At 67.5% G+C, this 25,847-nt stretch carries 16 protein-coding genes and 1 tRNA gene; 12 read left to right on the top strand and 5 right to left on the bottom strand.

Going from position 1 to position 25,847, the window contains the following annotated elements; translation table 11 throughout:
- Positions 1–109: 109 nt before the first annotated feature.
- Both JWN03_RS06260 and gltB read right to left on the bottom strand, forming a co-directional pair.
- Positions 110–1,579: a glutamate synthase subunit beta gene (locus JWN03_RS06260; RefSeq protein WP_297611011.1), complete on the bottom strand. Its 1,470-nt coding sequence runs from the start codon at positions 1,577–1,579 to the stop codon at positions 110–112.
- 185 nt (positions 1,580–1,764) lie between these two features.
- Complete coding sequence (gltB, locus tag JWN03_RS06255; RefSeq protein ID WP_297611008.1) at positions 1,765–6,438, bottom strand: glutamate synthase large subunit; 4,674 nt, start codon at positions 6,436–6,438, stop codon at positions 1,765–1,767.
- A 902-nt stretch (positions 6,439–7,340) separates the two neighbouring features.
- On the opposite strand from gltB, the gene JWN03_RS06250 reads away from it, so the two are divergent.
- Complete coding sequence (locus JWN03_RS06250) at positions 7,341–9,140, top strand: DUF4407 domain-containing protein (RefSeq protein WP_297611006.1); 1,800 nt, start codon at positions 7,341–7,343, stop codon at positions 9,138–9,140.
- A 213-nt stretch (positions 9,141–9,353) separates the two neighbouring features.
- Here the strand turns inward: JWN03_RS06250 and JWN03_RS06245 are convergent, their stop codons facing one another.
- Positions 9,354–11,105, bottom strand: coding sequence for an MFS transporter (locus JWN03_RS06245; protein WP_297611003.1), 1,752 nt, complete (start codon positions 11,103–11,105; stop codon positions 9,354–9,356).
- Positions 11,106–11,166: 61 nt separating this feature from the next.
- Here JWN03_RS06245 and JWN03_RS06240 point away from each other — a divergent pair, with 61 nt between their 5' ends.
- Genes JWN03_RS06240 through JWN03_RS06220 form a run of 5 tightly spaced genes read left to right on the top strand, consistent with a single transcriptional unit; the run spans position 11,167 to position 16,028 of the window.
- A complete protein-coding gene (locus JWN03_RS06240; RefSeq protein ID WP_297611000.1) occupies positions 11,167–11,751 on the top strand; it encodes a TetR/AcrR family transcriptional regulator in 585 nt (194 codons plus the stop codon).
- A 37-nt stretch (positions 11,752–11,788) separates the two neighbouring features.
- Positions 11,789–12,661 (top strand): hypothetical protein, encoded by an 873-nt coding sequence (locus tag JWN03_RS06235; RefSeq protein WP_297610998.1) that lies wholly within the window; start codon positions 11,789–11,791, stop codon positions 12,659–12,661.
- Positions 12,658–13,728 carry a DUF4129 domain-containing protein gene (locus JWN03_RS06230; RefSeq protein ID WP_297610995.1) on the top strand — a complete coding sequence of 357 codons (1,071 nt, stop codon included), beginning with the start codon at positions 12,658–12,660 and terminating at the stop codon, positions 13,726–13,728. Before JWN03_RS06235 ends, JWN03_RS06230 begins: the two co-directional genes overlap by 4 nt.
- Complete coding sequence (locus JWN03_RS06225) at positions 13,704–14,729, top strand: AAA family ATPase (RefSeq protein WP_441342940.1); 1,026 nt, start codon at positions 13,704–13,706, stop codon at positions 14,727–14,729. The genes JWN03_RS06230 and JWN03_RS06225 overlap by 25 nt, the downstream gene beginning before the upstream one ends.
- A gap of 3 nt (positions 14,730–14,732) precedes the next feature.
- The gene (locus tag JWN03_RS06220) at positions 14,733–16,028 is read left to right on the top strand and encodes a DUF58 domain-containing protein (RefSeq protein ID WP_297610991.1); all 1,296 of its coding nucleotides are present in this window, start codon (positions 14,733–14,735) and stop codon (positions 16,026–16,028) included.
- A 189-nt stretch (positions 16,029–16,217) separates the two neighbouring features.
- Here the strand turns inward: JWN03_RS06220 and JWN03_RS06215 are convergent, their stop codons facing one another.
- Positions 16,218–17,009, bottom strand: a complete 792-nt coding sequence (locus JWN03_RS06215) for an RDD family protein (RefSeq protein WP_297610988.1) — start codon at positions 17,007–17,009, stop codon at positions 16,218–16,220.
- Positions 17,010–17,068: 59 nt separating this feature from the next.
- Between JWN03_RS06215 and JWN03_RS06210 the strand changes: the two genes are divergently transcribed.
- Positions 17,069–18,166: a stage II sporulation protein M gene (locus JWN03_RS06210; protein WP_297610985.1), complete on the top strand. Its 1,098-nt coding sequence runs from the start codon at positions 17,069–17,071 to the stop codon at positions 18,164–18,166.
- Positions 18,167–18,912: 746 nt separating this feature from the next.
- Here JWN03_RS06210 and JWN03_RS06205 read toward each other — a convergent pair.
- Positions 18,913–18,995, bottom strand: a tRNA-Leu gene (locus tag JWN03_RS06205).
- A gap of 270 nt (positions 18,996–19,265) precedes the next feature.
- Here JWN03_RS06205 and JWN03_RS06200 point away from each other — a divergent pair.
- The 5 genes from JWN03_RS06200 (at position 19,266) to JWN03_RS06180 (ending at position 25,815) form a co-directional block, all read left to right on the top strand.
- Positions 19,266–20,735: a DUF3662 and FHA domain-containing protein gene (locus tag JWN03_RS06200; RefSeq protein WP_297610982.1), complete on the top strand. Its 1,470-nt coding sequence runs from the start codon at positions 19,266–19,268 to the stop codon at positions 20,733–20,735.
- A gap of 205 nt (positions 20,736–20,940) precedes the next feature.
- Entirely contained in the window at positions 20,941–21,408 is a 468-nt protein-coding gene (locus tag JWN03_RS06195; protein WP_297610978.1) for an FHA domain-containing protein FhaB/FipA, read from the top strand.
- Complete coding sequence (locus tag JWN03_RS06190; protein WP_297610975.1) at positions 21,405–22,880, top strand: PP2C family protein-serine/threonine phosphatase; 1,476 nt, start codon at positions 21,405–21,407, stop codon at positions 22,878–22,880. The genes JWN03_RS06195 and JWN03_RS06190 overlap by 4 nt, the downstream gene beginning before the upstream one ends.
- On the top strand, positions 22,880–24,349 hold the full coding sequence (locus tag JWN03_RS06185; RefSeq protein ID WP_297610972.1) for an FtsW/RodA/SpoVE family cell cycle protein: 1,470 nt from the start codon (positions 22,880–22,882) through the stop codon (positions 24,347–24,349). Before JWN03_RS06190 ends, JWN03_RS06185 begins: the two co-directional genes overlap by 1 nt.
- Positions 24,346–25,815, top strand: a complete 1,470-nt coding sequence (locus tag JWN03_RS06180) for a peptidoglycan D,D-transpeptidase FtsI family protein (RefSeq protein ID WP_297610969.1) — start codon at positions 24,346–24,348, stop codon at positions 25,813–25,815. Before JWN03_RS06185 ends, JWN03_RS06180 begins: the two co-directional genes overlap by 4 nt.
- The last annotated feature ends 32 nt before the right edge of the window (positions 25,816–25,847 follow it).

The raw sequence follows: 25,847 nt of genomic DNA, 5'->3' as shown, positions 1-25,847 counted from the left end.
GGATGGATCCCGGCCAAAAGTGCACTGGGATGACGGGGGCTTCACCACGGACGGCAAAGCGCCCGTGGACCTTACGGTCCGCGGGCGCTTCGAGTTTCAGCTCAGCGGGTCAGCGCTGTGCCACATCCGTCGGGCGGATCGGGGACGGCAGTGCGGTGTCGCCCTCGAGGAACTTGTCCACCGCGGACGCGCAGGAGCGGCCCTCGGCAATGGCCCACACGATGAGCGACTGGCCGCGGCCCATATCGCCGGCGGCGAAGACGCCGGGCACGGTGGTCGCCCAGCCGTTGTCGCGCTTGACGTTTCCGCGCTGGTCGTAACCGACGCCCAGACCCTCGAGCAGGCCGTTCTTCTGCGGTCCGACAAAGCCCATGGCCAGCAGCACCAGATCGGCCTCGAGGGTGAAGTCGGTGCCTTCGACCTTCTCGAAGCGGCCGTTCACCATGGAGACCTCGTGCGCCTGCAGGCCGGTCAGCTTGCCGTCGGCCCCGACAAAACGCTCGGTATTGACGGAGAACACGCGCTCGCCGCCCTCCTCGTGCGCCGAGGCCACCCGGTACATGAGCGGGTAGGTCGGCCACGGGGTGGAGCCGGCGCGCTCCTCCGGCGGTCGGGGCATGATCTCGAACTGGTGCACCGACTCGGCGCCCTGACGGTGCGAGGTGCCGAGGCAGTCGGCGCCGGTGTCACCGCCACCGATGATGATGACCTTCTTGCCGCGGGCATTGATGCGCGGCAGGCCTTCCTCATCGGCGACCGGATCGCCCAGCTGGACGCGGTTGGCCAGCGGCAGGAACTCCATCGCCTGATGGATGCCGTCCAGATCGCGACCCGGAACCGGCAGATCACGGGCGATGGTGGCGCCACCGGCCAGCACGACCGCGTCGTAGCGCTCCCGCAGCTGCTCGGCGGTGATGTCCACGCCCACGTTCACACCGGTCTTGAAGATGGTGCCTTCGGCTTCCATCTGCGCGAGCCGGCGATCGATGAAGCGCTTCTCCATCTTGAATTCCGGGATGCCGTAGCGCATCAGGCCGCCGATGCGGTCGTCACGCTCGAACACGGTCACGGTGTGGCCGGCCCGGGTCAGCTGCTGGGCAGCGGCCAGCCCGGCGGGACCGGAACCGACCACGGCGATCCGCTTGCCGGTCAGGCGAGTCGGGTACACCGGGGTGACCCAGCCCTCGTCGAAACCGTTCTCGATGATCTCGACCTCGACCTGCTTGATCGTCACCGGATCCTGGTTGATGCCCAGGACGCAGGACGACTCGCACGGTGCGGGGCACAGGCGGCCGGTGAACTCCGGGAAGTTGTTCGTGGCGTGCAGCCGCTCGAACGATTCCTTCCAGGCGCCCTTGTAGACCAGGTCGTTCCATTCGGGAATCAGGTTACCGAGCGGACAACCATTGTGGCAGAAGGGGATACCGCAATCCATACAGCGGCTGGCCTGCTTCTGGAGGGTCTCGTGGGAGAACTTCTCCTCGTAGACCTCTTTCCAGTCCATCAGGCGCAGCTCGACCGGACGGCGCTTCGGCAGTTCCCGACTCGTGTGCTTCAGGAATCCCTGTGCGTCACCCATTTACGACTCCGATTTTCGCGCCGAGTTCGGCGCATCCAACAACTCCAGCGTGGATCAGGTCAGCCACGTGCGGCCTTGAAGTGTCACTGTGCCGCGCTGACGTCCCCACGCGTCCCACATGATCAGCCACGTGCGGCCTTGAAGTGTCACTGTGCCGCGCTGACGTCCCCACGCGTCCCACATGGTCAGCCACGTGCGGCCTCCATGATCGCGGCACTGACGTCCCGGCCGTCCTTTTCGGCTTCCGAGATGGCCAGCAGGACCTTCTTGTAGTCGCGCGGCATCACCTTCACGAAGTGATTCACCTGCTGCGACCAGTCGATCAGGATGCGTTCCGCGACAGCCGAACCGGTCTCGTCGCGGTGCTGGGCGATGATGTCGCGCAGCGTCGCGGACTCGTCCGCCGTGAGTCCTTCCAGATCCACCATTTCGGTGTTCAGGTGCTTCTCGAAGGTGTTGTTCGGGTTGTAGATGAACGCGGTACCGCCCGACATGCCGGCGCCGAAGTTGCGGCCGGTCTCGCCGAGGATGACCACGCGGCCACCGGTCATGTACTCGCAGGCATGGTCGCCCACACCCTCGACCACCGCGGTGGCGCCCGAGTTGCGCACGGCGAACCGCTCACCCACGACACCGCGGATGAAGGCCTGGCCGCTGGTGGCGCCGAACAGGATCACATTGCCCGCGATGATGTTCCGCTCCGCCACGAACTCGGCGGGCACGTCCAGGGACGGCCGCACGGTCAGGCGGCCACCCGAAAGGCCCTTGCCGACATAGTCGTTCGCGTCGCCGACGACCCGCAGGGTGAGACCGGCGGGGACGAAGGCACCGAACGAGTTACCGGCGGAACCGGTGAACGTGATGTCGATGGTGTTGTCGGGCAGGCCGACTCCGCCGTAGAGCTTGGTCACCTCGTGGCCGAGCATGGTGCCGACGGTCCGGTTCACATTGGTGATCTTGGTGTCGAACTTGACCGGCTTGCCGCGCTCCAGCGCATCCGCGGCCTGCGCGATGAGCTGGTTGTCCAGGGCCTTGTCCAGACCGTGGTCCTGACCCTTGGTATTGCGGCGGTCCTGCTGCATGAACGCCGTCTCGACATCGTCGAGGATGGGCGACAGATCCAGCTTGGCGGCCTTCCAGTGCTGCTTGGCCTGGGTGGTGTCGAGCAGATCGACCCGGCCGATGGCCTCATCGAGGGTTCGCAGACCCAGCGACGCCAGCAGCTCGCGCACCTCTTCGGCGATGTAGTTCATGAAGTTCTCGACGAACTCCGGCTTGCCGGTGAAACGCTCACGAAGAACAGGGTTCTGGGTGGCGACGCCGACGGGACAGGTGTCGAGGTGGCAGACGCGCATCATGATGCAGCCCGAAACCACCAGCGGCGCAGTCGCGAAGCCATACTCCTCGGCGCCGAGGAGCGCGGCGATCATGACGTCGCGGCCGGTCTTCATCTGACCGTCCACCTGCACCACGATGCGGTCGCGCAGCCCGTTGAGCAGCAGCGTCTGCTGGGTTTCGGCCAGGCCGAGCTCCCAGGGACCGCCCGCGTGCTTCAGCGAGGTCAGCGGCGAGGCACCGGTGCCACCGTCGTGGCCCGAGATGAGCACCACGTCGGCATGCGCCTTGGAGACACCCGCGGCGACGGTGCCGACGCCGGGCTCCGCGACAAGTTTCACGTGAATCCGCGCCTGCGGGTTCGCGTTCTTCAGGTCGTGGATCAGCTGCGCCAGATCCTCGATCGAGTAGATGTCGTGGTGCGGCGGCGGGGAGATCAAACCCACGCCGGGCGTGGAGTGCCGGACCTCGGCGACCCACGGGTACACCTTGTGCGCGGGCAGCTGGCCGCCCTCGCCGGGCTTCGCGCCCTGCGCCATCTTGATCTGGATATCGGTGCAATTGGTCAGGTAGTGCGCGGTCACACCGAAGCGACCCGATGCCACCTGCTTGATCGCACTGCGACGCCAGTCGCCGTTCTCCTCCGGCTCGAAGCGGGCCGGATGCTCGCCGCCCTCACCGGAATTGGAGCGACCGCCGAGGCGGTTCATGGCGACCGCGAGGGTCTCGTGCGCCTCCGACGAGATGGAGCCGTAACTCATCGCACCGGTCGAGAAGCGCTTCACGATCGCGGACACCGGCTCGACCTCGTCGATCGAGATCGGGTTGCGCGACTTGGACTTGAACTTGAACAGGCCGCGCAGCGAGGCCAAGCGCTCCGACTGATCGTCGACGAGCTTGGTGTACTCCTTGAAGACCTTGTACTGGCCCGAGCGGGTCGCGTGCTGCAGCTTGAACACCGTGTCCGGGTTGAACAGGTGCAGCTCGCCCTCGCGACGCCACTGGTATTCGCCGCCGACCTCGAGCTCGCGGTGCGCGCGCTCATTGCGGTTCTCCAGGAACGCGATTCGGTGCCGCGCCGCGACCTCGCCCGCGATGCCGTCCAGGCCGATGCCGTCCAGCGGCGAGCGCAGACCGGTGAAGTATTCGTCCACCAGCTCCTGCGACAGTCCGACCACCTGGAACAGCTGCGCGCCCCGGTAGGAGGCGATGGTGGAGATGCCCATCTTGGACATCACCTTCAGCACACCCTTGCCGGCGGCCTTGTTGTAGTTGTAGACGGCCTTCTTGAAGTCGGCCGAGTGATCGCCGGTGCTGCCGGGCATCAGCAGCTGACCGCGCTCGAGCATGTCCTCGATGGACTCGAAGGCCATGTACGGGTTGATCGCCGCCGCGCCGAAGCCGACCAGCAGGGCCATGTGGTGCACCTCGCGGGCGTCACCGGCCTCCACGACCAGGCCGACCTGGGTGCGGGTGCGCTCCTTCACCAGGTGGTGATGAACGGCCGCGGTGAGCAGCAGCGACGGGATCGGCGCCAGCTTCTCGTTGGACTCGCGGTCGGACAGGATGATGATCCGCGCGCCACCGTCGATGGCCGCGGACACCTGCATCTGCACGGCCGCAATGGCATTGCGCAGACCCAGGCCACCCTCGGCGACCGGGTACAGGCCGTGCACCACGACCGAACGCAGGTCGGGACGCGAGCCGTCGTCATTGATGTGCACAAGCTTGGACAGCTCGTCATTGTCCAGAATCGGCTGGGTCAGCGTGATCTGACGACAGGACTGCTGGCCCGGATTCAGCAGATCGTCCTCGGGACCGATCATGCTGCGCAGCGAGGTGACGACCTCTTCGCGAAGCGCGTCCAGCGGCGGGTTGGTGACCTGCGCGAACAGCTGCGAGAAGTAGTCGAACAGCACCCGCGGACGCGAGGACAGCACCGCGATCGGGGTGTCGGTGCCCATCGAGCCGAGCGCCTCGCCACCGGTCTGCGCCATCGGCGAGATCAGCAGGTTCAGTTCCTCGGTGGAGTATCCGAAGATCTGCTGGCGGATCAGCACGCGGTCGTGCGACATGTGCTCGTGCGGACGGTCCTGCAGGTCCGACAGCTTGGTCGGGCCGTTGTCCAGCCACTCCTGGTAGGGCGCCTCGGCGGCGAGCGTCGACTTGACCTCGTCATCGCTGATGATGCGACCCTGCTCGGTGTCCACCAGGAACATGCGGCCGGGCTGCAGGCGGGTCTTCTGGACCACCCGGGCCGGGTCGATATCGAGCACGCCGACCTCGGAGGCCATGACGACCAGACCGTCGTCGGTGACCCAGATGCGGCCGGGGCGCAGACCGTTTCGGTCCAGCACCGCGCCGACGACCTTGCCGTCGGTGAAGCACACCGAGGCCGGTCCGTCCCACGGCTCCATGAGGAACGAGTGGTAGCGGTAGAAGGCGCGCTGGGCCGGGTCCATGGACTCGTGCCGTTCCCACGCCTCGGGGATCATCATGAGCATGGCGTGCGGCAGGCTGCGGCCGCCCAGGTGCAGCAGTTCCAGCACCTCGTCGAAACGCGCGGTGTCGGAGGCGCCGGGGGTGCAGACCGGGAAGATCTTCTCCAGGCGGTTGTTGCCCTCGCTGTCGGTGCCGAAGGAATTCGACTTCAGCAGCGCCTCGCGGGCCCGCATCCAGTTCTCGTTACCGGAGACGGTATTGATCTCGCCATTGTGGGCGACGCGCCGGAAGGGGTGCGCCAGCGGCCACGACGGGAAGGTGTTGGTGGAGAAGCGGGAGTGCACGATGCCGAGTGCCGACTCGACCCGATCGTCCTGCAGATCCAGGTAGAACGCCCGCAGCTGCGGGGTGGTGAACATGCCCTTGTAGACGAAGGTCTGGCCGGACAGGCTCGGGAAGTACACCGATTCCTTGCCGACGCTGCCCTCGCCCGCGCCCGCGCTGCCGAGCTCGTGCTCGATGCGCTTGCGGACGACGTAGGCGCGACGCTCCAGGTCCATGCCCTCCAGCTGCTCGCTGCCGTTCTTGGGCGAGGCGATGAAGATCTGCCGGAAGGTCGGCATGGCGTCGCGGGACAGCGCGCCCAGCGACGACTCGTCGATCGGGACCTCGCGCCAGCCGAGGACCTCGAGGCCCTCTTCGCGCACGACCTTCTCGACGCGGTATCCGGCACGGGCGGCCTCGCGGCGAGCCTGCGGCAGGAAGGCGATACCGGTGGCGTAGGCGCCCTCGGCGGGAAGCTCGAAGTCGACCACAGCGCGGAAGAACTTGTCCGGAAGCTGGATCAGGATGCCCGCGCCGTCACCCGAATTGGGTTCGGCGCCGGCTGCACCTCGGTGCTCCAGGTTCAGCAGGGCGGTAATAGCCTTGTCGACGATGTCGCGGCTACGACGGCCGTGCATATCGACGACGAATGCGACTCCACAGGAGTCGTGTTCATTCGCCGGGTCATAGAGCCCGCGGGGTCCGTATCCATAGCTGGCACCGCCAGTAGGGGACCTGTGGCCGGGAAGTTGCGTCATGCCTCTGCCTTCACAAAAAACAGGCCTTCGAAGAATTGCGGCCTTCGTCGAACGCCTCCGTCGGACTGCGCCCGGACGTTTCGGAGACCAGCGGCGCTGATGGTCGTCCCGTGCAGTCAGCTCTCCAGTTGTTCACCCGCTCCGAGGACGTAGTCGGGTGCTCGGCGGTAACCGAACGCTTACGTGTTAGCTACCAGCCGCGCCGTTCTCGCCCACTACGCTGAGCACCGATCGGGTCTCTGGCTGTGTAGGGCGATATGCCGAACTTGTCGCATCCGGCGTAAGAGCAAACGATAAGTCAGGACTCGAGCCCAACCAACTTAGGTTGGGCTAATACCAGCTTCTAGCTGGGCTTCTTCATCGATCCTCCACTACCTGCGCGTTGTCCAGTGTAAAGCAGGCATGCGCAGGTGTTTCAGTTGACTTGCCCACTGATCTCCGCGCGCGCGAGGGAAAGGGCCACCCGTCCCGGCGCAGCTCCGGAACAGCCTCCCACCTGCAATGAAAGAGGTTTCCCCGCAGGGGCATCCGGCAAACCGGGCATTTGGCGGCTAACTCCCCGGAGCCGTGTGGCAGAAGTCGCGCCGCTCGGGGCGACAAGCCATTGCAACGTTCCGACCGTACGGAATCTTTACAAACTGTGGGATTCAGCACACGGCTAGCTAACTGTGAATATGCGATAAGTCACTGTTGAGTGATGATTCGTGGCCCGAGAGCTGCGTGATCAACACCACGTCACACGCTGGAAACACGCCGATGTGAGCCTGACCACATACCCGCCGCCACACTCGGTGGAACGCCGGTGAGCCTGTCACGCTGAGACAGCACTGTGTCCAAGACAACGATTAAGCGACGGTTTCGAGAAGCCGAATCAGCCTGGGACTTAGAGGATGTGAGCTCCCATGACCGTTCTGCTCACCTGGCTCGGCGGCGCGCACGCGGGGGTCACCGAACGGCACGAACGCACCGCATACTCGGTGACCGGAGCCGTGGTGGCAGTGTTCGCCGTTACCTCGGGCATCGTGACAGCACTGGCCACCAGCGCCGCCGAATGGCCACTGGCCGCGGTCGTCGTCATCGCCCTGATCGCCACCCTGCTGGTGGGTGCGGTCTCCCGGGCCCTGGCCACCGCCTCCACTCCGGGGAGAGCCGAAACCCCACGGGTACGAGCCGAATTCGCCGCGCGGATAACTGTCGCCGCCGTGGTCGGCGTGTTCATCGCCGAATTGGCCGGTACCGTGCTGTTCGGCGGCACCGTGAACCGGCTGCTCGACGAAACCGCCCGGCGTGGAGTCGAATCCGCGCCCGCCGTGGTCACCGCCCGCACCGATCTCGATCAGGCGCGCACCGACCGCGCCACCCTCGATCAGCAGATAACCAAGGCGCAGAACGAATACGACGTCGCCTTGGTGACCGCGCGTTGCGAATACCGTCCGACACCGGACTGCCCGCAGACCCGGATCACCGGTGACCCGGGGCGCGGACCCGAGGAACGCACCGCCAATCAGGTGGCCGACGACGCCCATGCCCAGCTCACCGCCGCCCAGGCCAAGGTCGGCGGGCTGGACACCACCATCACCGATAAGGACAAGGCGCTCGGCGCCGCCCGCGCCGCCGCCTACACCGACGGCGATCGCGGTCTCGGCGCCCGGTGGGTCGCCATGAACGACTACACCACCGACCACGCCGGTCCGCTGGCTCTGCGCCTGGCCACCGCGCTGCTCCTGGTGGTGCTCGCGCTGCTGCCTCTGCTGTTGCGCTGGTGGCGCGGGGAGACCGCGTTCGATCGCGAGCTCGCCACCCGCACCGCCACCGACCGAGTGGAACACGCCGCCGCCACCGCCATTGCGCTCAAGCAGGCCGAGACCCGGGTCGAGGCCGAGACGCTGCGGGCCGAACAACAGCTCACCGCGGCCAAACTGGCCCTGCACGCCGATACCGCCATCGATCGGGAGCGACAGCGCAAGCGCATCATCGCGTCCATCGGCGGCTTCGAGATCGGCATCACCGAACCGGCGCAGCAACGCGCCATCGACGAATTCGACCGTGCCGCACAGCTTGAACTGCCGGCCGGGAACCGAAAGGACGGCTCCGTGTCCCAGGAGAGGATCGTGACACCGAACCTGCCCGCCCACTTCGCATCGGGGACGGTGGCGCCGGTGGGCGCCGCGGGTGCACTCGCACCGGCCCCGCATCCCGCCCCCGCGAACAAGGGTGGCGGACTGGAACTTCCGATCATCGGCACGGTGCCGTTCACCGATACCGCGGCTCGCTGGATCCGGCCGCTGGTGCCGTCGTTCGTGGCCAATGCCATCGATACCGCCACGCATCCGCTGCGCACCGTGCGGCAGGCGTTCGAAGAGGCCGAGGAGATCACCTTCACGCTGCGGCGCACCCGCAAGGTGACGATGAACTCCGAGGATTCCGCACAGCAGCAGCAGATGTACGCCCAGCCGCAGTACGGCTACCAGCTGCCGCCGGGCGCGCAACAGCAGTACGCCCAGCGCGTCGCCTCGAATGTGGTGGATCAGCCGTACCAGCAGCCCTACCCGAACTACGGTGCGCTGCCGCAAGGTCAGGTCGTCGACCCGAACTACCAGTTGCCGCCGGTCCCGCACCAGAACACGCTCCCGGGCCACCGTGCGCCCGAGCTCGAATACCGCGGCCCGCGCGAACTCCCGCCGGGTAACGACAAGAAATAGGACTCCTTCGGCATCGTCGCCGAAACAACTGTGGCCCGGATGTTTCACGTAGAACACGGAAACATCCGGGCCACAGCCATATTCACGAGACCGCCCCGCCATCATTCACCAGACGACCTCGTCATCTCGGGATGCTTTTGCCGGGATCCACCGAGATCGGCTGAGCACCTTCGGGTGTGGATCCCGGCCAAAAGCGCGCCGGGATGACGAGGGCTACTGCGTCTTGCGCTTCTTGCTTGTCGCGGCGCGGTAGGTGATCACGGCTGTCACCAGCAGAATCAGGGTCGTACCGGTGGCGGCCAGGTGGATGCCGTCGACGAAGGCGGTGTGTGCCGCGTTCAGGAGTGACGTGGCATCCGCTTCCGGGAGGCCGCGTGCGGTTTCGACCGCGCCGCCCAGGGATTCGCGTGCCGCACCGGTGTGTGCGGCCGGGACTGTGGACAGGTCCAGCCCGTGGCGGAAGGCCGCCATGACACCACTGCCGAGCACCGCCACACCCAGGGCTACACCGGTTTCCAGTGCGGTCTCCGAAATGGCGGCGGCATTGCCGGCGCGTGCGGCGGGTGCGGTGCTCACGATCATGTCGGCCGACAGTGTCAGTGCCACACCGACACCCAGGCCGATCAGCAGGAAGCCCATGATGAACGGCAGCACCGAGGCCGACGGATCGGCGCGCAGCAGCCAGAACAGCGAGGCGCCGACGGCGGCGGTGACCAGCGAACCGGCGAGCACACTCACCGGACGCCAGCGCTGCACCAGCCAGGCCGCGCCGAGCGAACCGACCATGCTGCCGACGGTGCCGGGGATCAGCAGCAGACCCGCCTGCAGGGGTGCGCGGCCCAGCACCAGTTGGAGATACTGCGATCCGAAGAACAGCACACCGGCCAGCGCGAAGATCGACAGCAGATTGGCGAGCACGGCCGCCCGGAACGGCGGAATGCGGAACAGCGTCAGGTCGATCAGCGGTGCTTCCAGCGACCGCTGCCTGCGTATGAACAGCACACCCGCCAGCACGCCGATACCCGCAGCGATGAGCTGATTCAGGCTCGGTCCGTGTGCCGCGAACTCCTTGACCGCGTACACGATCGGGATCAGCGCCAGCATGGACAGCCCGGCACTCGCCAGGTCGAATCGGCCCGGATTCGGGTCCTTCGATTCCGGCACCAGGAACGGGCCGAGCACCAGGAGCAGCGCCATGACCGGCAGGTTCACCAGGAACACCGAACCCCACCAGAAGTGCTCGAGCAGCCAGCCGCCCAGCAGCGGGCCGATGGCTGCGCCGGAACCCGCCATCGCGCCCCAGACCGAGATGGCGATGGTGCGCTGCCGGGCGTCGGTGAACATGGACCGGATCAGGCCGAGGGTCGACGGCATGAGGGTCGCACCGGCCAAGCCCTGCAGAACGCGTGCGGCAATGAGCATTTCGGGATTCACCGCGAAGGCGGCGAATGCGGAGGCGAGCCCGAAGGCGGCCGCACCGATGAGCAGCAGGCGCCGGCGTCCGATGCGGTCGCCGAGCGTGCCCATGGTGATGAGCAGACCGGCGAGCACGAACGAGTAGACGTCGATAATCCACAGCAGCTGTGGAGTAGTGGGTGCGAGGTCGCTGCTGATAGCGGGCACAGCCAGATCCAGCACAGTGGCGTCGACCGAGACCAGCAGCAATGCCAGTGCCAGAACACCGAGCCCCGCCCAATCGCGCAGGGTCGCGCGACCGGAGACTGCATCGTCCTGGAGGCCACGTGAGTTGTGGTGACGGCCAGGCGAACCGGCGCCCGTGGCTGAGCGGGATGCTGAATCCGCGCCACTTGCTACGGAGTTCGGGGCCTGCGCGGCCGGGTTCGGGGAGCGCTCGGCGGGGTTGCCGGGGGCCGCGCCGCGGTTGGGCGTGGTGCCGGGGGCCGCCTCGGATCCGGGTCCGGATCGGGCGGGGATGTGGGTGGGCATGGGAACTTTCTCTTCCATTGGTCAACCGTCTGGACGGTACAGTAACAGATTTACCGTCCAGACGGTACAGTTATTCGCTGTGACAACCACTCGCGATCCCGTCGGCACTCGCAACCGGATCCTCGACGCCCTCGAAACCCTGCTGCTCGACAAAGGCATGTCCCAGGTGACGCTGGAAAGCGTCGCCGCGGCCGCCGGCGTCTCCAAGGGCGGACTGCTCTACCACTTCAAGAGCAAGGACGCGCTGCTCGCCGGACTGGTGCGGCGGCTCGGCGAACGCTCCGATCAGCAGTTGCGCCATGCCGTGGAGCAAGGCCATTCCGTCGCCGAGTGGTATCTGCAGACCCCGCAGCCCGACAATGACGCCGACGCGCTGGAGCTCGCTCTGCATCGGTCGATCCTGGCCACCATGCGCACGGTCGACGGCTCGCACGGCGCGGTCGGCACCGCGGACGACGCCCCCGCGGACGAGACCGATCGGGCGCTCGCGGAAATGATGGGCTCCTGGAAGATCGCACTGGACAACGAGATCCACGATCCGGTGCACGCCGAGATCGTCCGCCTCGTCGGCGACGGCGTCTACCTGCGCGCACTGCTCGGTATGGAGCCCGTCGACCCGGAGCTGTATCGGCAACTGGTCGCCCGCCTGCTCGCAAAAACATAGAGCGACCGGACGAGGCCGTCCCTATAGACTCGGCCCCGTGTTGCCAGCCGCCGCCGACCCTGTCGGTCCGCCGGCCGGCTCGGTGGGGGAACCGCACACCGAACCGGCGCCGGTCCCGATTCGCCCCATGCAGTTCCGGGAACTCCTGGATCTGCCCTTCGCATTGATCCAGACGCGCATCAAAACTCTCGCCGTCCTGCTCGGTGTGGCGGTAGCGGTGGCCGCCGCCGTCACCATCGCCGTGACCGTGCTGGTCTCCGTCGCGACCGATGATTCGGATGGCGGAACCTTCTGGGGCGCACTGCTGACCGGATTGCTGGCGGCCTGGGCGCTGCGCATGTTCGTGCGCGGTGTGACGGTGCCGATCGGGCTCGCGGTGGTACACCGGCAGCAGCTGTCCTGGCAGAGTGCGCTGAATCAGCTGGCCTCGGAAGCCGGGGCGCTGCTCGGGTATCAGGTGATGTACACGCTCATCGGTATCGGTGTGCTGGCACTGGGCGCTCCCCTGCTCATTACCTTTCCGTTCGCCGTGATCTGGCTGCTCTGGTTGCGGGCGCGCCGATTCACCACGGTCCCGGCCATTTTCGATGAATCGGCCACCTTCCGGATCGCGACGCTGCGCACGAAACTGCTGATGTCCGGTTCGGAATGGCAGATCGTCGGGCTGCTCATATCGCTGCGCGGGCTGCTGCTGGTGCTGGTGGTTCCGCTGCTGGCCTTGCCGCAGTTCATCTCCGGCTTCTCCGGCACACACCGCTGGACGGTGACGGTGCTGATCGTCACCGCCGCGCTGCTCATGGTTGCCTTCGGCGAAATGGTGGAGTCGGCGGCCCAGGTCGTCACCTATGTGGATCGGCGCTGCCGCCGCGAAGCCTGGGACATCCGTATTCCCGGGGAGGTCCGGCGGTGACCGATCCGCGCACGAACGAATACCGCCCGGCCCCACCGGAACCCGCGCTCGGACCCGCCGCCACCCACCTGGCCGCCGCCGAGGAAGCAGCCCGGCGCGCCGACTTCGGTACCGCCCTGCGGGAGCGGTACCGTGCCGTCACCCGCGGTCTGGAGCAGCGCGGCATCCTCGAGGTGCAGCGTGCCCGCACCGCCCGGGAGACCGCGCAGGCCGCGACCGTCGTGCTGCCCGGCGAGGCCACCGAACTGCCTTCGGCCGCACACAGTTTCGACGAGATCGTGTACGGCGGCCGCCCGGCGGCCGAGGCCGAATACCGGCGGCTGGAACAGGCCGACCGCTACTCCGTGGCCCCGCCGCCCAAGCTCGCACCGGCCGAGATCGCCGAGCAGCGCCGCAAGACCCGCAAGTCGAAGACGGCCCGGAAGAAGAAGGCTCGCGAGCCGCTGGAACTGCCCGCGCTACTGCGGGATTGGCGATTCTGGGCGGTGCTGGCCGGGATACTCGTCGTGCTCTTCCTCATCTACCTGGTCACCCACCTCAGCGTGCCGCCGTCGCCACCGCACGAGACGCAGCCCGCGCCCTCGACGCCGCCGACCACCGCGCCGCACCACCCGCCCAAGGTGAAGCCGCCGGACTTCGGCGGCGGCGACGATTCGATCTTCCAGCGCCTGCCCGATTGGGCGGCCTTCGGCGGACTGCAATTCCTCATCGCCTGGGTCACCGTGCTCTGGTGGCGGGGCCGGCGGCGCGGCACCGTGGTGCGCGAACCGCTGCCGGTGGAGGCGCCCGCCAATGAACTGCTCGCGGGACAGGCCGGGCTGTACCGGAAATCCCGCGACCACGACCATGTGGCGGCAGGACTGCGCGCGGCCACCCTGCGGCGGCTGCGGCCCGCGCTCGGCGTCACCGCCGACACCCCGCCCGAACTGGTGACCGCGGCCCTGTCCGCGCGCACCGGCGCCGACCCGGTGATGGTGCGCGCCGCACTGTACGACCCGGTCCCCGGCCGGGTCACGCTGGAAGTCGTGGCCGCACAACTCGAATGGATCGAAGCGGAGGTCTTGTGACCGGATCAGAGCCCACGGCTGTCGTCGTGGACACCAACCATGTGGTGACCGCCGAGCAGGCCCAGCAGGCGCTGCTGGCCCTGCGCGGCGAGATCGGCAAGGCCGTGGTCGGCAACGACCAGGCGGTCATGTACCTGGTCCTGGCGCTGCTGTGCCGCGGCCACGTACTGCTGGAAGGTGTTCCGGGCGTGGCCAAGACGCTGCTGGTGCGGGCGCTGGCCACCGCGCTGGACCTGGAGCACACGCGCATCCAGTTCACCCCGGACCTGATGCCCGGTGATGTCACCGGCTCACAGATCTACGACCCGCACTCGGCGGAATTCACCTTCCGGCGCGGACCGGTCTTCACCAATCTGCTGCTCGCCGACGAAATCAACCGCACCCCACCGAAAACCCAGTCCGCGCTGCTGGAATCCATGGAGGAGCGCCAGGTTTCGGTGGACGGGGTGCCGCGCCCGCTACCCGATCCGTTCGTGGTGGTCGCCACCCAGAACCCCATCGAGCAGGAGGGCACCTATCCGCTGCCGGAGGCGCAGCTGGACCGGTTCCTGTTCAAGGTCGACGTCCAATTGCCCGGGCGCGACGACGAATTCCGCATTCTGCAACGGCATGCCGCCGGTTTCGATCCGCGCGATCTGGCAGCCGCGGGCCTGCGTCCGGTGGCCGGACCCGAGCACATCGCCGCCGCTCGCCGGGCCGTCGCCCAGGTAGCGCTCAGCCCGGAGGTGCTGGCCTACACGGTGGATCTGTGCCGGGCGACCCGCACCTCCCCCGCCGTCGCCCACGGTGCGTCCACCCGTGGCGCGACCGCGCTCATGGCCGCCGCCCGGGCCTTCGCCTGGTTGAACGGCCGCGGTTATGTCACTCCCGACGATGTGAAAGCCGTTGCGACAGCAGTGCTCCGGCATCGGCTGCACCTGCTGCCCGAGCACGAGATCGAGGGCGTGACCGCCGAAGGGGTGATGGCGTCCCTGCTGATGTCCGTCCCCGTGCCGGTGTAGACGGTGGTCGTCACCGGCCGGCTGGCCGTCGCGGCGGGCGTCGCCGCACTCTTCGTCACCTTCGTGCTGCCGTCCTGGGCGGGCGTGCTGCTGGCGACGGCGCTGCTCGGGGCACTGGTGCTGGCGGATCTGCTGCTGCTGGGTTCCCCCGGTGCACTGCAGCTTTCGCGGGCGGCGCTCACCACCGTGCGCACCGGGCGCGGTATCGAGGTGGAGCTGATCGCGCTGAACACCGGCGATCGCACCCTGCGCGGCACGCTCTGGGACGACTGGCCCGCCAGTGCCCAGCCCCGCAATCACGCGCACACCGTGAATCTGCCGCCCAACACCAGGATTCGACTGCACACCGAACTGACCCCCGAATACCGGGGCGACCGCGCCGCCGGGCCGGTCACCGTGCGCCTGCTCGGCCCGCTCGGCCTGGCCGGACGGCAACGGCGGCGCGAGGTCCCGGCCCGGCTGCGCGCCCTGCCGCCGTTCCGCAGCGAGAAAGTGCTCGCCTCCAAAGTCAAACAGCTGCAACACCTCGAGGGCCGCAACACCACCAACCGGCGCGGGCAGGGCACCGAATTCGATTCCTTCCGCGAATACGTGGCCGGCGACGACGTCCGCACCATCGATTGGCGGGCCACCGCCCGCGCCAATGATGTGCTGGTGCGCACCTGGCGGCCGGAACGCAATCGGCACGTGGTCATGCTGCTCGACACCGGCCGCGTGAGCGCGGGCCGCGTCGGTGACGGCACCCGCCTGGACGCCACCATCGAGGCCGCCCTGCTGCTCGGCGGTCTCGCGGCCGCGGGCGGCGATTCGGTGGACCTGCTCGCCTACGACCGCACGCTGCGCGCCGAAGTACGCGGCGTCGGCGGAAAACGCCTGCAGCTCAAGCTCATGCACGCCCTCGCCGGGGTAGCACCGCAACTGGTCGACACCGACTATCAGGGCCTGCTCCGCACCACCCTGCAGCGCGCCCGCCGCCGCAGCCTGGTGGTGTGGTTCACGCACCTGGACGCCGCTACCGTGCAGGAGGGCCTGCTCCCCGTCCTCCCCGTCCTGTCCCGCCGCCACCGCGTCCTGATCGTCTCCGTCACCGATCCGGACGTGGCAGCCGCCGCCGCCCGCCGCTCCACCCTCGACGACCTCTACACCGCGGCCGCCGCCGAAAACATCCTCACCGAGCACGCGGTAGCCCGGGAAACCCTGCGCCGCATGGGCGTCCGCGTCATCACCGAATCCCCGGACAAACTGCCTGCCGCCCTCGCCGACGAATATCTGGAACTCAAGCAGACCGGCCTGCTGTAAATACCCCGCCGTACCGGAACAATCCCTCGTCATCCCGGCGCGGCAACCCCTCGTCATCCCTGCGCGCTTTCGGCCGGGATCCACTCCGGCGAGACTTGTGCTGTAGCAGTGGATCCCGGCCGAAAGCATGCCGGGATGACGGGAGTGGTGACGAGGCGGTGACGGGGGTGGCGTCGCGAGGAGCGGTCTTCAGGCCACGGCGCGGGCGTATGCAGGCCGGGTGGGTTGGGGCGGGGGCGGGGGCGGGAAGGCGCGGCGCTGGCGTTCGGCCAGGACGGCGCCCAGGATCATCAGGGGCGGATAGCCGTTGGGGGGCGGCGTTTGCAGGCGCGCGCAGACCGTGAGGACCAGCGTGCGGCCCAGCTGGTCCTGGACGATCGGGGTCAGGGTGCGGAAGCGGATCAGGTAGCGGCGCACGGCGAGCGCCAATTCGTCGGAGAGGCCGGAGAGTTCGAGTTGGCGGGCCCAGCCCTGCAGCCACGGCGGCGGAACGGCCAGCGCCGCGAAGGGCAGTCGGCTGCGATCGTGCACGACCACCGTTCCGGCGAGGGCATCACCGACGCGGCGGGCGTTGGGCGAGCACAGCGACACCACGACGGCGATGAGACCGGTGCCCAGCGCCCAGAAGTCCACGATGCCGGCGAGGCCACGGGTGACCGCGTGCCGGAAATCGATCGGCCCGCCGTCGCCGCGCACCACGCGCAGGCCCAGCGCCATCTTGCCGAGCGACCTTCCGCGCGTGAGGGTTTCACTCAGCACCGGATAGCCGATCAGTACCGTGACAACGCTCACGATCACGGCGGTCGCGCGCCAGGCCGAATCCGCGCCCCACCAGCCCAGCAGGACCTGGCTACCGGGGACGAGCACCAGCCCGCAGAGCAGCTGGACGGACAGGTCGAGCAGGAACGCCGCGGCCCGCGTGGGGATGCGTGCGATCGGCAGTTCGACGGCGACTGCCTCGCCGGTGGTGAAAAGGGCCATGTCACTCCTGGTGGGGGGCGACTAGCATTCTTCCGAGCCAAGGCACAGGAAGGCAACCGATGGACCTGGACGCGTATACGTTCCTGCACAAACCTTCCTGGGATCGCCTGGACCACTTGGCGACCCGCCGCAAGAAACTCACCGGCGCCGAATCCGACGAACTGGTACGCCTGTACCGGCTGACCTCCCAGCAGCTGGCCCGCCTGCAGTCCGGAACCGCCGAGGCGGAACTGGTGGCCGGCCTCTCCGCGGTACTCACCCGGGCCCGCGGCCGAGTCCTGGGCGCGCGCATCGATACCCTGCGCGAAATCGGCCACTTCTTCACACACCGCTTCCCGGCGGCCGTCTACCGGGCATGGCCGTGGTGGGTGACGGTGGCGACGGTGTTCCTGGTCGCCTCCACCGCGGTCGGCGCCTGGGTCGCCAACTCCGAATCCGCGCGCCGCAGTCTGGGCCTCGATACCGATACGGACACACTGACCCGCCCCGGTGGCGAATTCGAGACCTATTACTACGAGCACCCGCACGACGCTTTCGCGGCGCAGGTGTGGACCAATAATGCGACCGTGGCCGCCATGTCACTGTTCACGGGGGTACTCATCCTGCCCGCGGTGTACGTGATGGCCATGAATGCCCTCAATGTGGGCATCAGCGCCGGTCTGATGTCCGACGCCGGGCGCCTGGACGCCTTCTTCGGCTACATCCTGCCGCACGGAATGCTGGAGCTGACCGCCATTTTCGTGGCCGGCGGCGCGGGCCTGAAACTGGGCTGGACACTGATCGATCCGGGCCGGGAGTCCCGCCCGCAGGCCCTCGCCCGGCAGGGCCGCGCGACCGCCGCTATCGCTCTGGGCCTGGTCGTGGTGCTGCTGGTCTCGGGATTCATCGAAGGTTTTGTCACACCGAGCGGCCTGCCGACAGCGGTCCGGATCGGAATCGGGGCGCTCGCCGAACTCGGTTTCCTGGCTTATGTGTTCGGGCTGGGGCGGCGCGCGGTGCTGGAGCAGGAGACTGCGGAAGCGGCGGGACACCCACCGAATGGGCCCGAGCACATGTCGGGCAATCCAATGCGCACCCCGAGCAATTCACTCGGGGGCGACCCGGATCCGGTTGCGGGAGCGACACGTTCGACGCTGGTGGCAACGGCCCGGAAGTGATTTCCACTGGCCGCAGCGAGTCCGGCTCAGCTGCGGCCAGCGTTACCGTTGACTCTACACAAACGTTATGGCTACGCAACCTCCGACTTGCTCACCGGGCGTATAACGCGACCAGGTGAAATACCCTTTGCGCGAAGGCAAGTCGAGCGGTCCGCTAATGTCCAGCTTCTACGTTGCCGGCAGTCTGCGGAGGCTAATGAAACCACCCGCGCGGTACCGTTCACGCACTCGTTTCGACCACTTGCACGTGCACCGTGAGAACCCCTGTCGAATGGTTTGCCGATTAGTCCGGCCATTACTCATCACAAGCGGTTCAACCCACGTTAAGCTGGTGTTTCTCACCTGCTCAGCACCATTGCCGAGCAGTCGCTTCGGGGGAAACAGACTGCAAGTTTGTTTAACTCTGTTTTGACTTAATGCCCGTCAGGCAATGGTCGAAGAAAATCGGGCGCATACCCGATGCGACACCTTCCGGCAATCGATTTCCACCCCTCCGCGGACCGTCGGAGGCCATCCGGCAACGCCTCGGCCGAGGAGTTCACACCATGGTTGCGATCTTCGTCACACCTGGTCTGACCTGCGGCTTCGGCAACCTACACGCAAGCCGCCAGCGGGTGCGGCGGGCACGGCCCGCGACCAGGACAAAGACACAGTCAGACCTGACAAAGACACAGCTAGACCTAGACGGTGCCAGCCCAAAGACGGCAGTAGGCCCGATCCGGATTCCGGATCGGGCCTACTGTTTGTGGGCGAAGGGGGACTTGAACCCCCACATCCTTTCGGATACTGGCACCTGAAGCCAGCGCGTCTGCCATTCCGCCACTCGCCCGAGCGACCCGAAGAACGTATCACGGCCCGTGTGCCAAAACGAAATCACGAGGTAACCGGCGCTGGGGGCGGCGGATGCCCGCACGGGAACCCTGACCCGTTTCCAGGAGTTACAGGGGTGGACGATGGTGGATATCATGCAATCACCGTGTCCCTGCGGCGACACGCCATGTCCGCGTGCCGCCTACGTTGCCAGGAGACCAGACACGCCGCGCGCTCACCTTCGATGTAACCGCACTCGAGGGAGCGTCCTGACCCGAGAGGAGGGGCGATGGGGATCGTTTCGCGATTCGAACGTCGCCTCCAGGGTGCTGTCGGTGACGCCTTCGCCCGTGCCTTCGGCGGCAGCGTGGTTCCACAGGAGGTCGAAGCCGCGCTGCAGCGCGAGGCGGCGGACCATATCCAGGACCTCGGCAACGGACATCTGCTGGCTCCGAACAGCTACGTCATCACCATCAGCGAGTCGGACCTGGGGCAGCTCGTCCAGGGCGAGGGACAGGCCGACCACGACCTCGCCGTGCGGGCTTTCGGCAAACACTTACAGGACTACATCCGTGAGCAAGGCTGGCAGACGTACGGCGAAGTGCACGTGGAGTTCGAGGCATCCCCTACGCTGCACACCGGACAGTTCAGGACACGCGGCCGTGTGGACCCGGACGCCGTCGGCGGAACCGCCGAGCGCCGGGCGGGTCCGGCGCCGGCACCTGAACGCACACCACGACCCAACCCGCAACCAGGAGCTGGCCCCATGACGCAGAACTCAGGCTACGACCCGAGTCGTGAGCCCGCGGAGTCCGATCCACGTTCCCGCGGGTACGCGCCCCCGCCCGCGAGCCGTCCGGCTCCGCAGGGCTACGGCGAATACGGCCGCGGCGGTGCACCGGCGCAGTCGCAGTACCCCGATCAGCCCGGCTATGCCGCGCCCGATCAGCAGGGCTACGGCGAGTACCAGAACGGCTACGACTACAACCAGCAGCAGGGCGGTGCCGGATACGGCGCGGCTCCGCAGGGCGGTTATGCCGAGCCGGGCTACGGGCAGCAGCCCGGGTACGCCGATCAGGCCTACGGGCAGCAGCCCGGGTACGCCGACCAGGCCTACGGGCAGCAGCAGCCCGCCGGATACGAGCAGGGCTACGCCGAGCAGGGTTACCAGCAGGGCTACGCCGAGCCCGGCCAGCCGGGGTATGCCGAGCCGGGCTACGGCCAGCAGGCGTACGAGCAGCAGGGCTACGGGCAGCAGCAGGGCTATGCCCAGCAGCCCGGCTACGCCGACCAGGCCTACGGGCAGCAGCCCGAGCAGGCGTACGGCCAGCAGCCGGGCTATGCCGACCCCGCGTACGGCCAGCAGCCGGCCGGGTACGAGCAGGGCTATGCCGACGAGCAGGGCTATGCCCAGCAGCCGGGCTACGGCCAGCAGGCCGGGTATGCCGCTCCTGCCGCCCGCGCTGCCTCGGGCTACTCCGCCACCCTGCAGCTGGACGACGGCTCCGGCCGCACGTACCAGTTGCGCGAAGGCAGCAACATCATCGGCCGCGGCCAGGACGCGCACTTCCGGCTGCCCGATACCGGAGTTTCGCGGCGCCACATCGAAGTTCGATGGGACGGCCAGACCGCGATGCTCTCGGATCTGGGTTCCACCAATGGGACGCTGGTCAACGGCTCTCCCGTACAGGATTGGCAGCTCGCGGACGGGGATGTCATCCGCGCCGGGCATTCCGAGATCCTGATCCGGATCGTCTGATCCCGTAAGCTCGCGAAGCAGGTCACGATATGGCTCGAGATTCCTCGGTCGTATCGTGATCGCAACCGGTCTACGGCCCTATGATGCTGCCAATACTCACGGTGGCGCAGGGCCGCGCTGACCAGCAACCGGTTGCGGGTCCGCGGAGCTTTTTCCGTATCGACAGCCCGTACGTACGACATGGTCGAACAGGAGGTGGAGCACCGTGCAGGGATTGATCCTGCAACTCACCCGTGCGGGGTTCCTGCTGTTGTTGTGGCTGTTCGTATGGGCCGTGCTCCGGACCTTGCGCAGTGATATCTACGCGGCCTCCGGCATTCGGGTCGCACCTCGGTCCCAAGGTGGTTCCGCGGTGCTCCCATCCCTGCGCCGAGGCCAGAAGGGCGCCAAATATCTCGTGGTGACTCAGGGTTCACTCGCCGGCACTCGCATCACACTCGGCACACAGCCGGTGCTGATCGGGCGCGCGGACGATTCCACACTGGTCCTCACCGACGACTACGCCTCCACCCGTCATGCGCGACTCTCGCCGCGCGGGGAGGACTGGTATGTCGAGGATCTCGGTTCCACCAACGGGACCTACCTCGACCGGTCGAAGGTCACCACCCCGGTGCGAGTTTCACTCGGCACCCCTGTCCGTGTCGGGAAGACTGTGATCGAGCTGCGATCGTGACTCTTGTTCTCCGCTATGCAGCGCGCAGCGACCGTGGTCTCGTCAGAGCCAATAACGAGGATTCCGTCTACGCCGGTGCGAGATTGCTCGCCCTCGCGGACGGTATGGGCGGCCACGCCGCCGGTGAAGTCGCCTCCCAGTTGATGATCGCGGCGCTGGCCCATCTCGACGACGACGAGCCCGGCGACGATCTGCTCGGCAAGCTCGATCGTGCTGTGCACGAAGGCAATGCCTCCATCGCCGATCAGGTCGAGGAGGAACCGGAACTCGACGGCATGGGCACCACGCTCACCGCCATCCTGTTCGCCGGCCGCAAACTCGGTCTGGCCCATATCGGTGACTCCCGCGGCTACATGCTCCGCAATGGTGAACTCACCCAGATCACCCGCGACGACACCTTCGTGCAGTCGCTGGTCGACGAGGGCCGGATCACCCCGGAGCAGGCGCATACGCATCCGCAGCGGTCGCTGATCATGCGGGCGCTCACCGGCAACGAGATCGAACCCACGCTGGTGATGCGGGAAGCCCGCGCCGGCGATCGGTATCTGCTCTGCTCCGACGGTCTGTCGGATGTGGTCAGCGACGAGACCATCGCCAACACCATGCGCGAGGGCACCACCGACGAATCCGCCGACCGGCTCATCGAATTGGCGCTGCGCAGTGGCGGTCCCGACAATGTGACCGTCGTCGTCGCCGATGTCATCGATCTGGATTACGGCCAGAGCCACCCCATCGTGGCCGGCGCCGCCTCCGGTGAGGACGAAGACACACCCCCGCCGAATACCGCTGCCGGTCGGGCCGCGGCCATGCGCCCGCCGCGGGCCGCACCGCGCCGGGCCGTGCAGGCGCCGGAGCCGGAACCGCCCAAGAAAAGCCACAAACTCCGCTGGATCGCACTGTCGCTCGCCCTGCTCGTCGCTATCGGCGCCGGGCTCACGGTGGGCTACAACATGATTCGCGGCAACTACTATGTCGGCGCCGATCACGACAAGGTCGTGGTGCTGCGCGGGCTGCCGGGTTCGGTGCTGGGCTATTCGATTCGCGATGTGGATCAGTCCGCCTGCGTGACTCGCAGCGGCGATCTCCAGTTGACTTCGCCCGGTGCGGATTTCCCGTCGGGCTGCCGCAGTCTGCAGCTCACCGATCTGAAGCCGACCGGGCGTGATTCGGTCGACAAGGGTCTGCCGCCGGGGTCCCGCGACGACGCCGTCAAGCAGTTGCAGAGCCTGACCCGCAACGATCTGCTGCCGCCGTGCGAGAAGCAGCAGCCGGTGGTGCCGCCGGTCGTCACCCCGCCGGTCGATCCGAATGCCAACGGGGGCAGCACCACTCCGGCCCCGCCGACCACCACCACCGCTGCGGGCGCTCCGGCCGGCACCGGTGACGGTCATCAGCTGGAACCGCGTTCACCGGTTCCGTCCACCACGATCGCGCCGCAGACGCCGGGGCAGAACTGCAGGGTGGCGGACTGATGTCCGCACCGGCACCACCGTCCGCTGGGGCCTTTCCCAGTCCACCGGGCGGATTCGCTCCCGCGCCTCCGCCGTCCACCCGGCGGAATGTGGAACTACTGCTGCTCGGTCTCGCGGCAGTGGTGACGACGGTGTCGCTGGTGCTGGTCGAGGCCAGTCAGGAACAGGAAATCACGTGGGAGATCGCCAAACTCGGCGCCGCCTACCTGGCCCTGTTCGGGGTGGCGCATTTGGCGGTGCGGCGGTACGCGCCCTTCGCGGACCCACTCCTACTACCGATCGTGGCCCTGCTGAACGGGCTCGGGCTGGTGCTGATCCATCGCCTCGACCTGGCCGAGAAGCAGGACGCCTTCCTCGCTTCGCAGCCCATCCCCTCCCCCGATGCCAACCAGCAGGTGCTGTGGACGGGGTTGGGGATGGTGGTTTTCACGGGCCTGTTGATTCTGCTGCGCGACTACCGCACGCTGGCCCGCTACGCCTACACGCTCGGTCTGGTCGGGCTGGCGGCGCTCGCCCTCCCGGCTGTGCTGCCGGACCGGTTCTCTCAGGTGAACGGCGCCAAGATCTGGATTCGGCTGCCCGGCTTCAGTGTTCAGCCCGGCGAGTTCGCGAAGATCCTGCTCATCATTTTCTTCGCGGGGGTGCTGGTCGCCAAGCGTGACCTGTTCACCGCCGCGGGCAAGCACGTGTTCCGGCTGGAACTGCCGCGCGCCCGGGACATGGGCCCGATCCTGCTGGTCTGGATCGTCTGCGTCGGCGTGCTGGTGGTGGAGAAGGACCTCGGCACGTCGCTGCTCATCTTCTGCACGGTGCTGTGCATGCTCTACATCGCGACCGAGCGGGTCGGCTGGGTGGCGGTCGGTACGGTGCTGCTCGCCATCGGATTCGTCTTCGCCTACAACGCCTTCGGGCATGTGCGGGTGCGCGTCGAGACCTGGCTGCACCCCTTCGCCGACTACAACGACACCGGCTACCAGATTTCGCAGTCGCTGTTCGGGCTGGCCACCGGCGGTCTCGCCGGGACCGGGCTGGGTAGCGGGCGACCCTCGCAAGTGCCGTTCGCCAAGACCGACTTCATTATTTCCGCGATCGGCGAGGAGCTGGGCCTGATCGGGCTCTCCGCCGTGCTGATGCTGTTCTGCGTCTTCGTGATTCGCGGCATCCGCACCGCGCTCGCCGTGCGCGACAGCTTCGGCAAGCTGCTCGCGGCGGGGCTGGCCTTCACCATCGCCATCCAGGTCTTCGTGGTGGTCGGCGGCGTCACCAAACTGATTCCGCTGACCGGCCTCACCACACCGTTCATGTCCTACGGTGGCTCTTCGCTGCTGGCCAACTACGCGCTGGTGGCGCTGCTGATCAAGGTGTCCGACGCGGCGCGGGCGCCCGCCCCGGTCCGGAAGAAGCCGCAGGAATCGATCACCGACGCGCCCACCGAACTGCTGCGGCGACCGAAGGGGGGTGTCGCGTGAACACGCCTCTGCGCCGCGTGGCCATGGCGGTCATGCTGATGATCGTGGCTCTGCTGGCCAATGCCACCTATGTGCAGGTGATCAAGGCCGACAGTCTGCGCAACGATCCGCGCAATGTGCGGGTGCTGCTGGACGAGTACGCGCGTCAGCGCGGCCAGATCTCCGCGCAGGGCACGGTGCTCGCGAGCTCGGTCTCCACCGACGATCGCTACAAGTACCTGCGCACCTACCCGACCGATCCGCTGGCCTATGCGCCGGCGACCGGTTTCTACTCCATGCAGTACGGCAGCACCGGACTCGAGCACGCCGAGGATTCGGTGCTCAACGGCTCCGACAACCAGCTGTTCGGGCGGCGGCTCATCGATATGATCTCCGGGCGGGATCCGCGCGGCGGCAATGTGATCACCACCCTGAACCCGGCCATGCAGAAGGTCGCCTACGACCAGCTGACGGCCAAGGGCTACACCGGATCCGTGGTGGCGATCGAGCCGAGCACCGGGCGCATTCTGACCATGGTGTCCACACCGTCCTACGATCCCAACCTGCTCTCCGGGCACGACGGGGCCGCATCCTCGCAGGCGTGGGAGACGCTGCAGCAGGATCCGCGCCAGCCCATGCTGAATCGTGCTGTCTCGCAGACGTATCCGCCGGGCTCCACCTTCAAGGTGATCACCGCCGCGGCCGCACTGTCCGGCAATGTCGCGCAGACGACCGACCAGTTCACTGCGGCGCCGCGAATCACCCTGCCGGACACCACGACCACGCTGGAGAACTACAACGGCTCGCACTGCGGTCCGGGCGACGCGGCCACCGTATCCATGGCCGACGCGTTCAAGCTTTCGTGTAACACCGCTTTCGCAGAGGTCGGTATGAAGGTGGGGGCCGCGAAACTCAAGGACGAGGCCGCGGCCTTCGGCGTCGGCCAGCACCCCAATATTCCGATGCCGTGGGCGGACAGCACCGTCGGCACCATTCCCGACGCACCGGCGCTCGCCCAGAGCAGTATCGGGCAGCGCGATGTGGCGCTCACCCCGCTCGACAATGCGGTCATCGCGGCGACCGTCGCCAATGGCGGCGTACGGATGCAGCCGCATCTGGTGGACCAGCTGCAAGCCCCCGATCTGAGCACATTGGAGACCATCAAACCGATGTCGGTCGGGCAGGCGATCAGCGCACCGGTGGCCACCCAGCTCACCAACATGATGATCGAATCAGAGAAGAACACCACGGGAGGGGGACAGAGCGCGTACACGATCGCGTCCAAGACGGGCACCGCCGAACACGGCACCGATCCGCGCAATACCCCTCCGCACGCCTGGTACATCGCCTTCGCACCGGCGCAGAACCCGAAGATCGCGATCGCGGTGATCGTCGAGAACGGCGGCGACCGGGCACTGGCCGCCACCGGCGGATCCGTGGCCGCGCCGGTCGCCCGCGCGGTGCTGAACGCCGGGCTGGGGAGCTGAACGACATGAACGCGCAAGGTAGACAGGGTCGG

Source organism: Nocardia sp. (assembly GCF_025465275.1).
Lineage (GTDB): Bacteria > Actinomycetota > Actinomycetes > Mycobacteriales > Mycobacteriaceae > Nocardia.
This window is presented reverse-complemented; position numbering and strand designations above follow the sequence as displayed.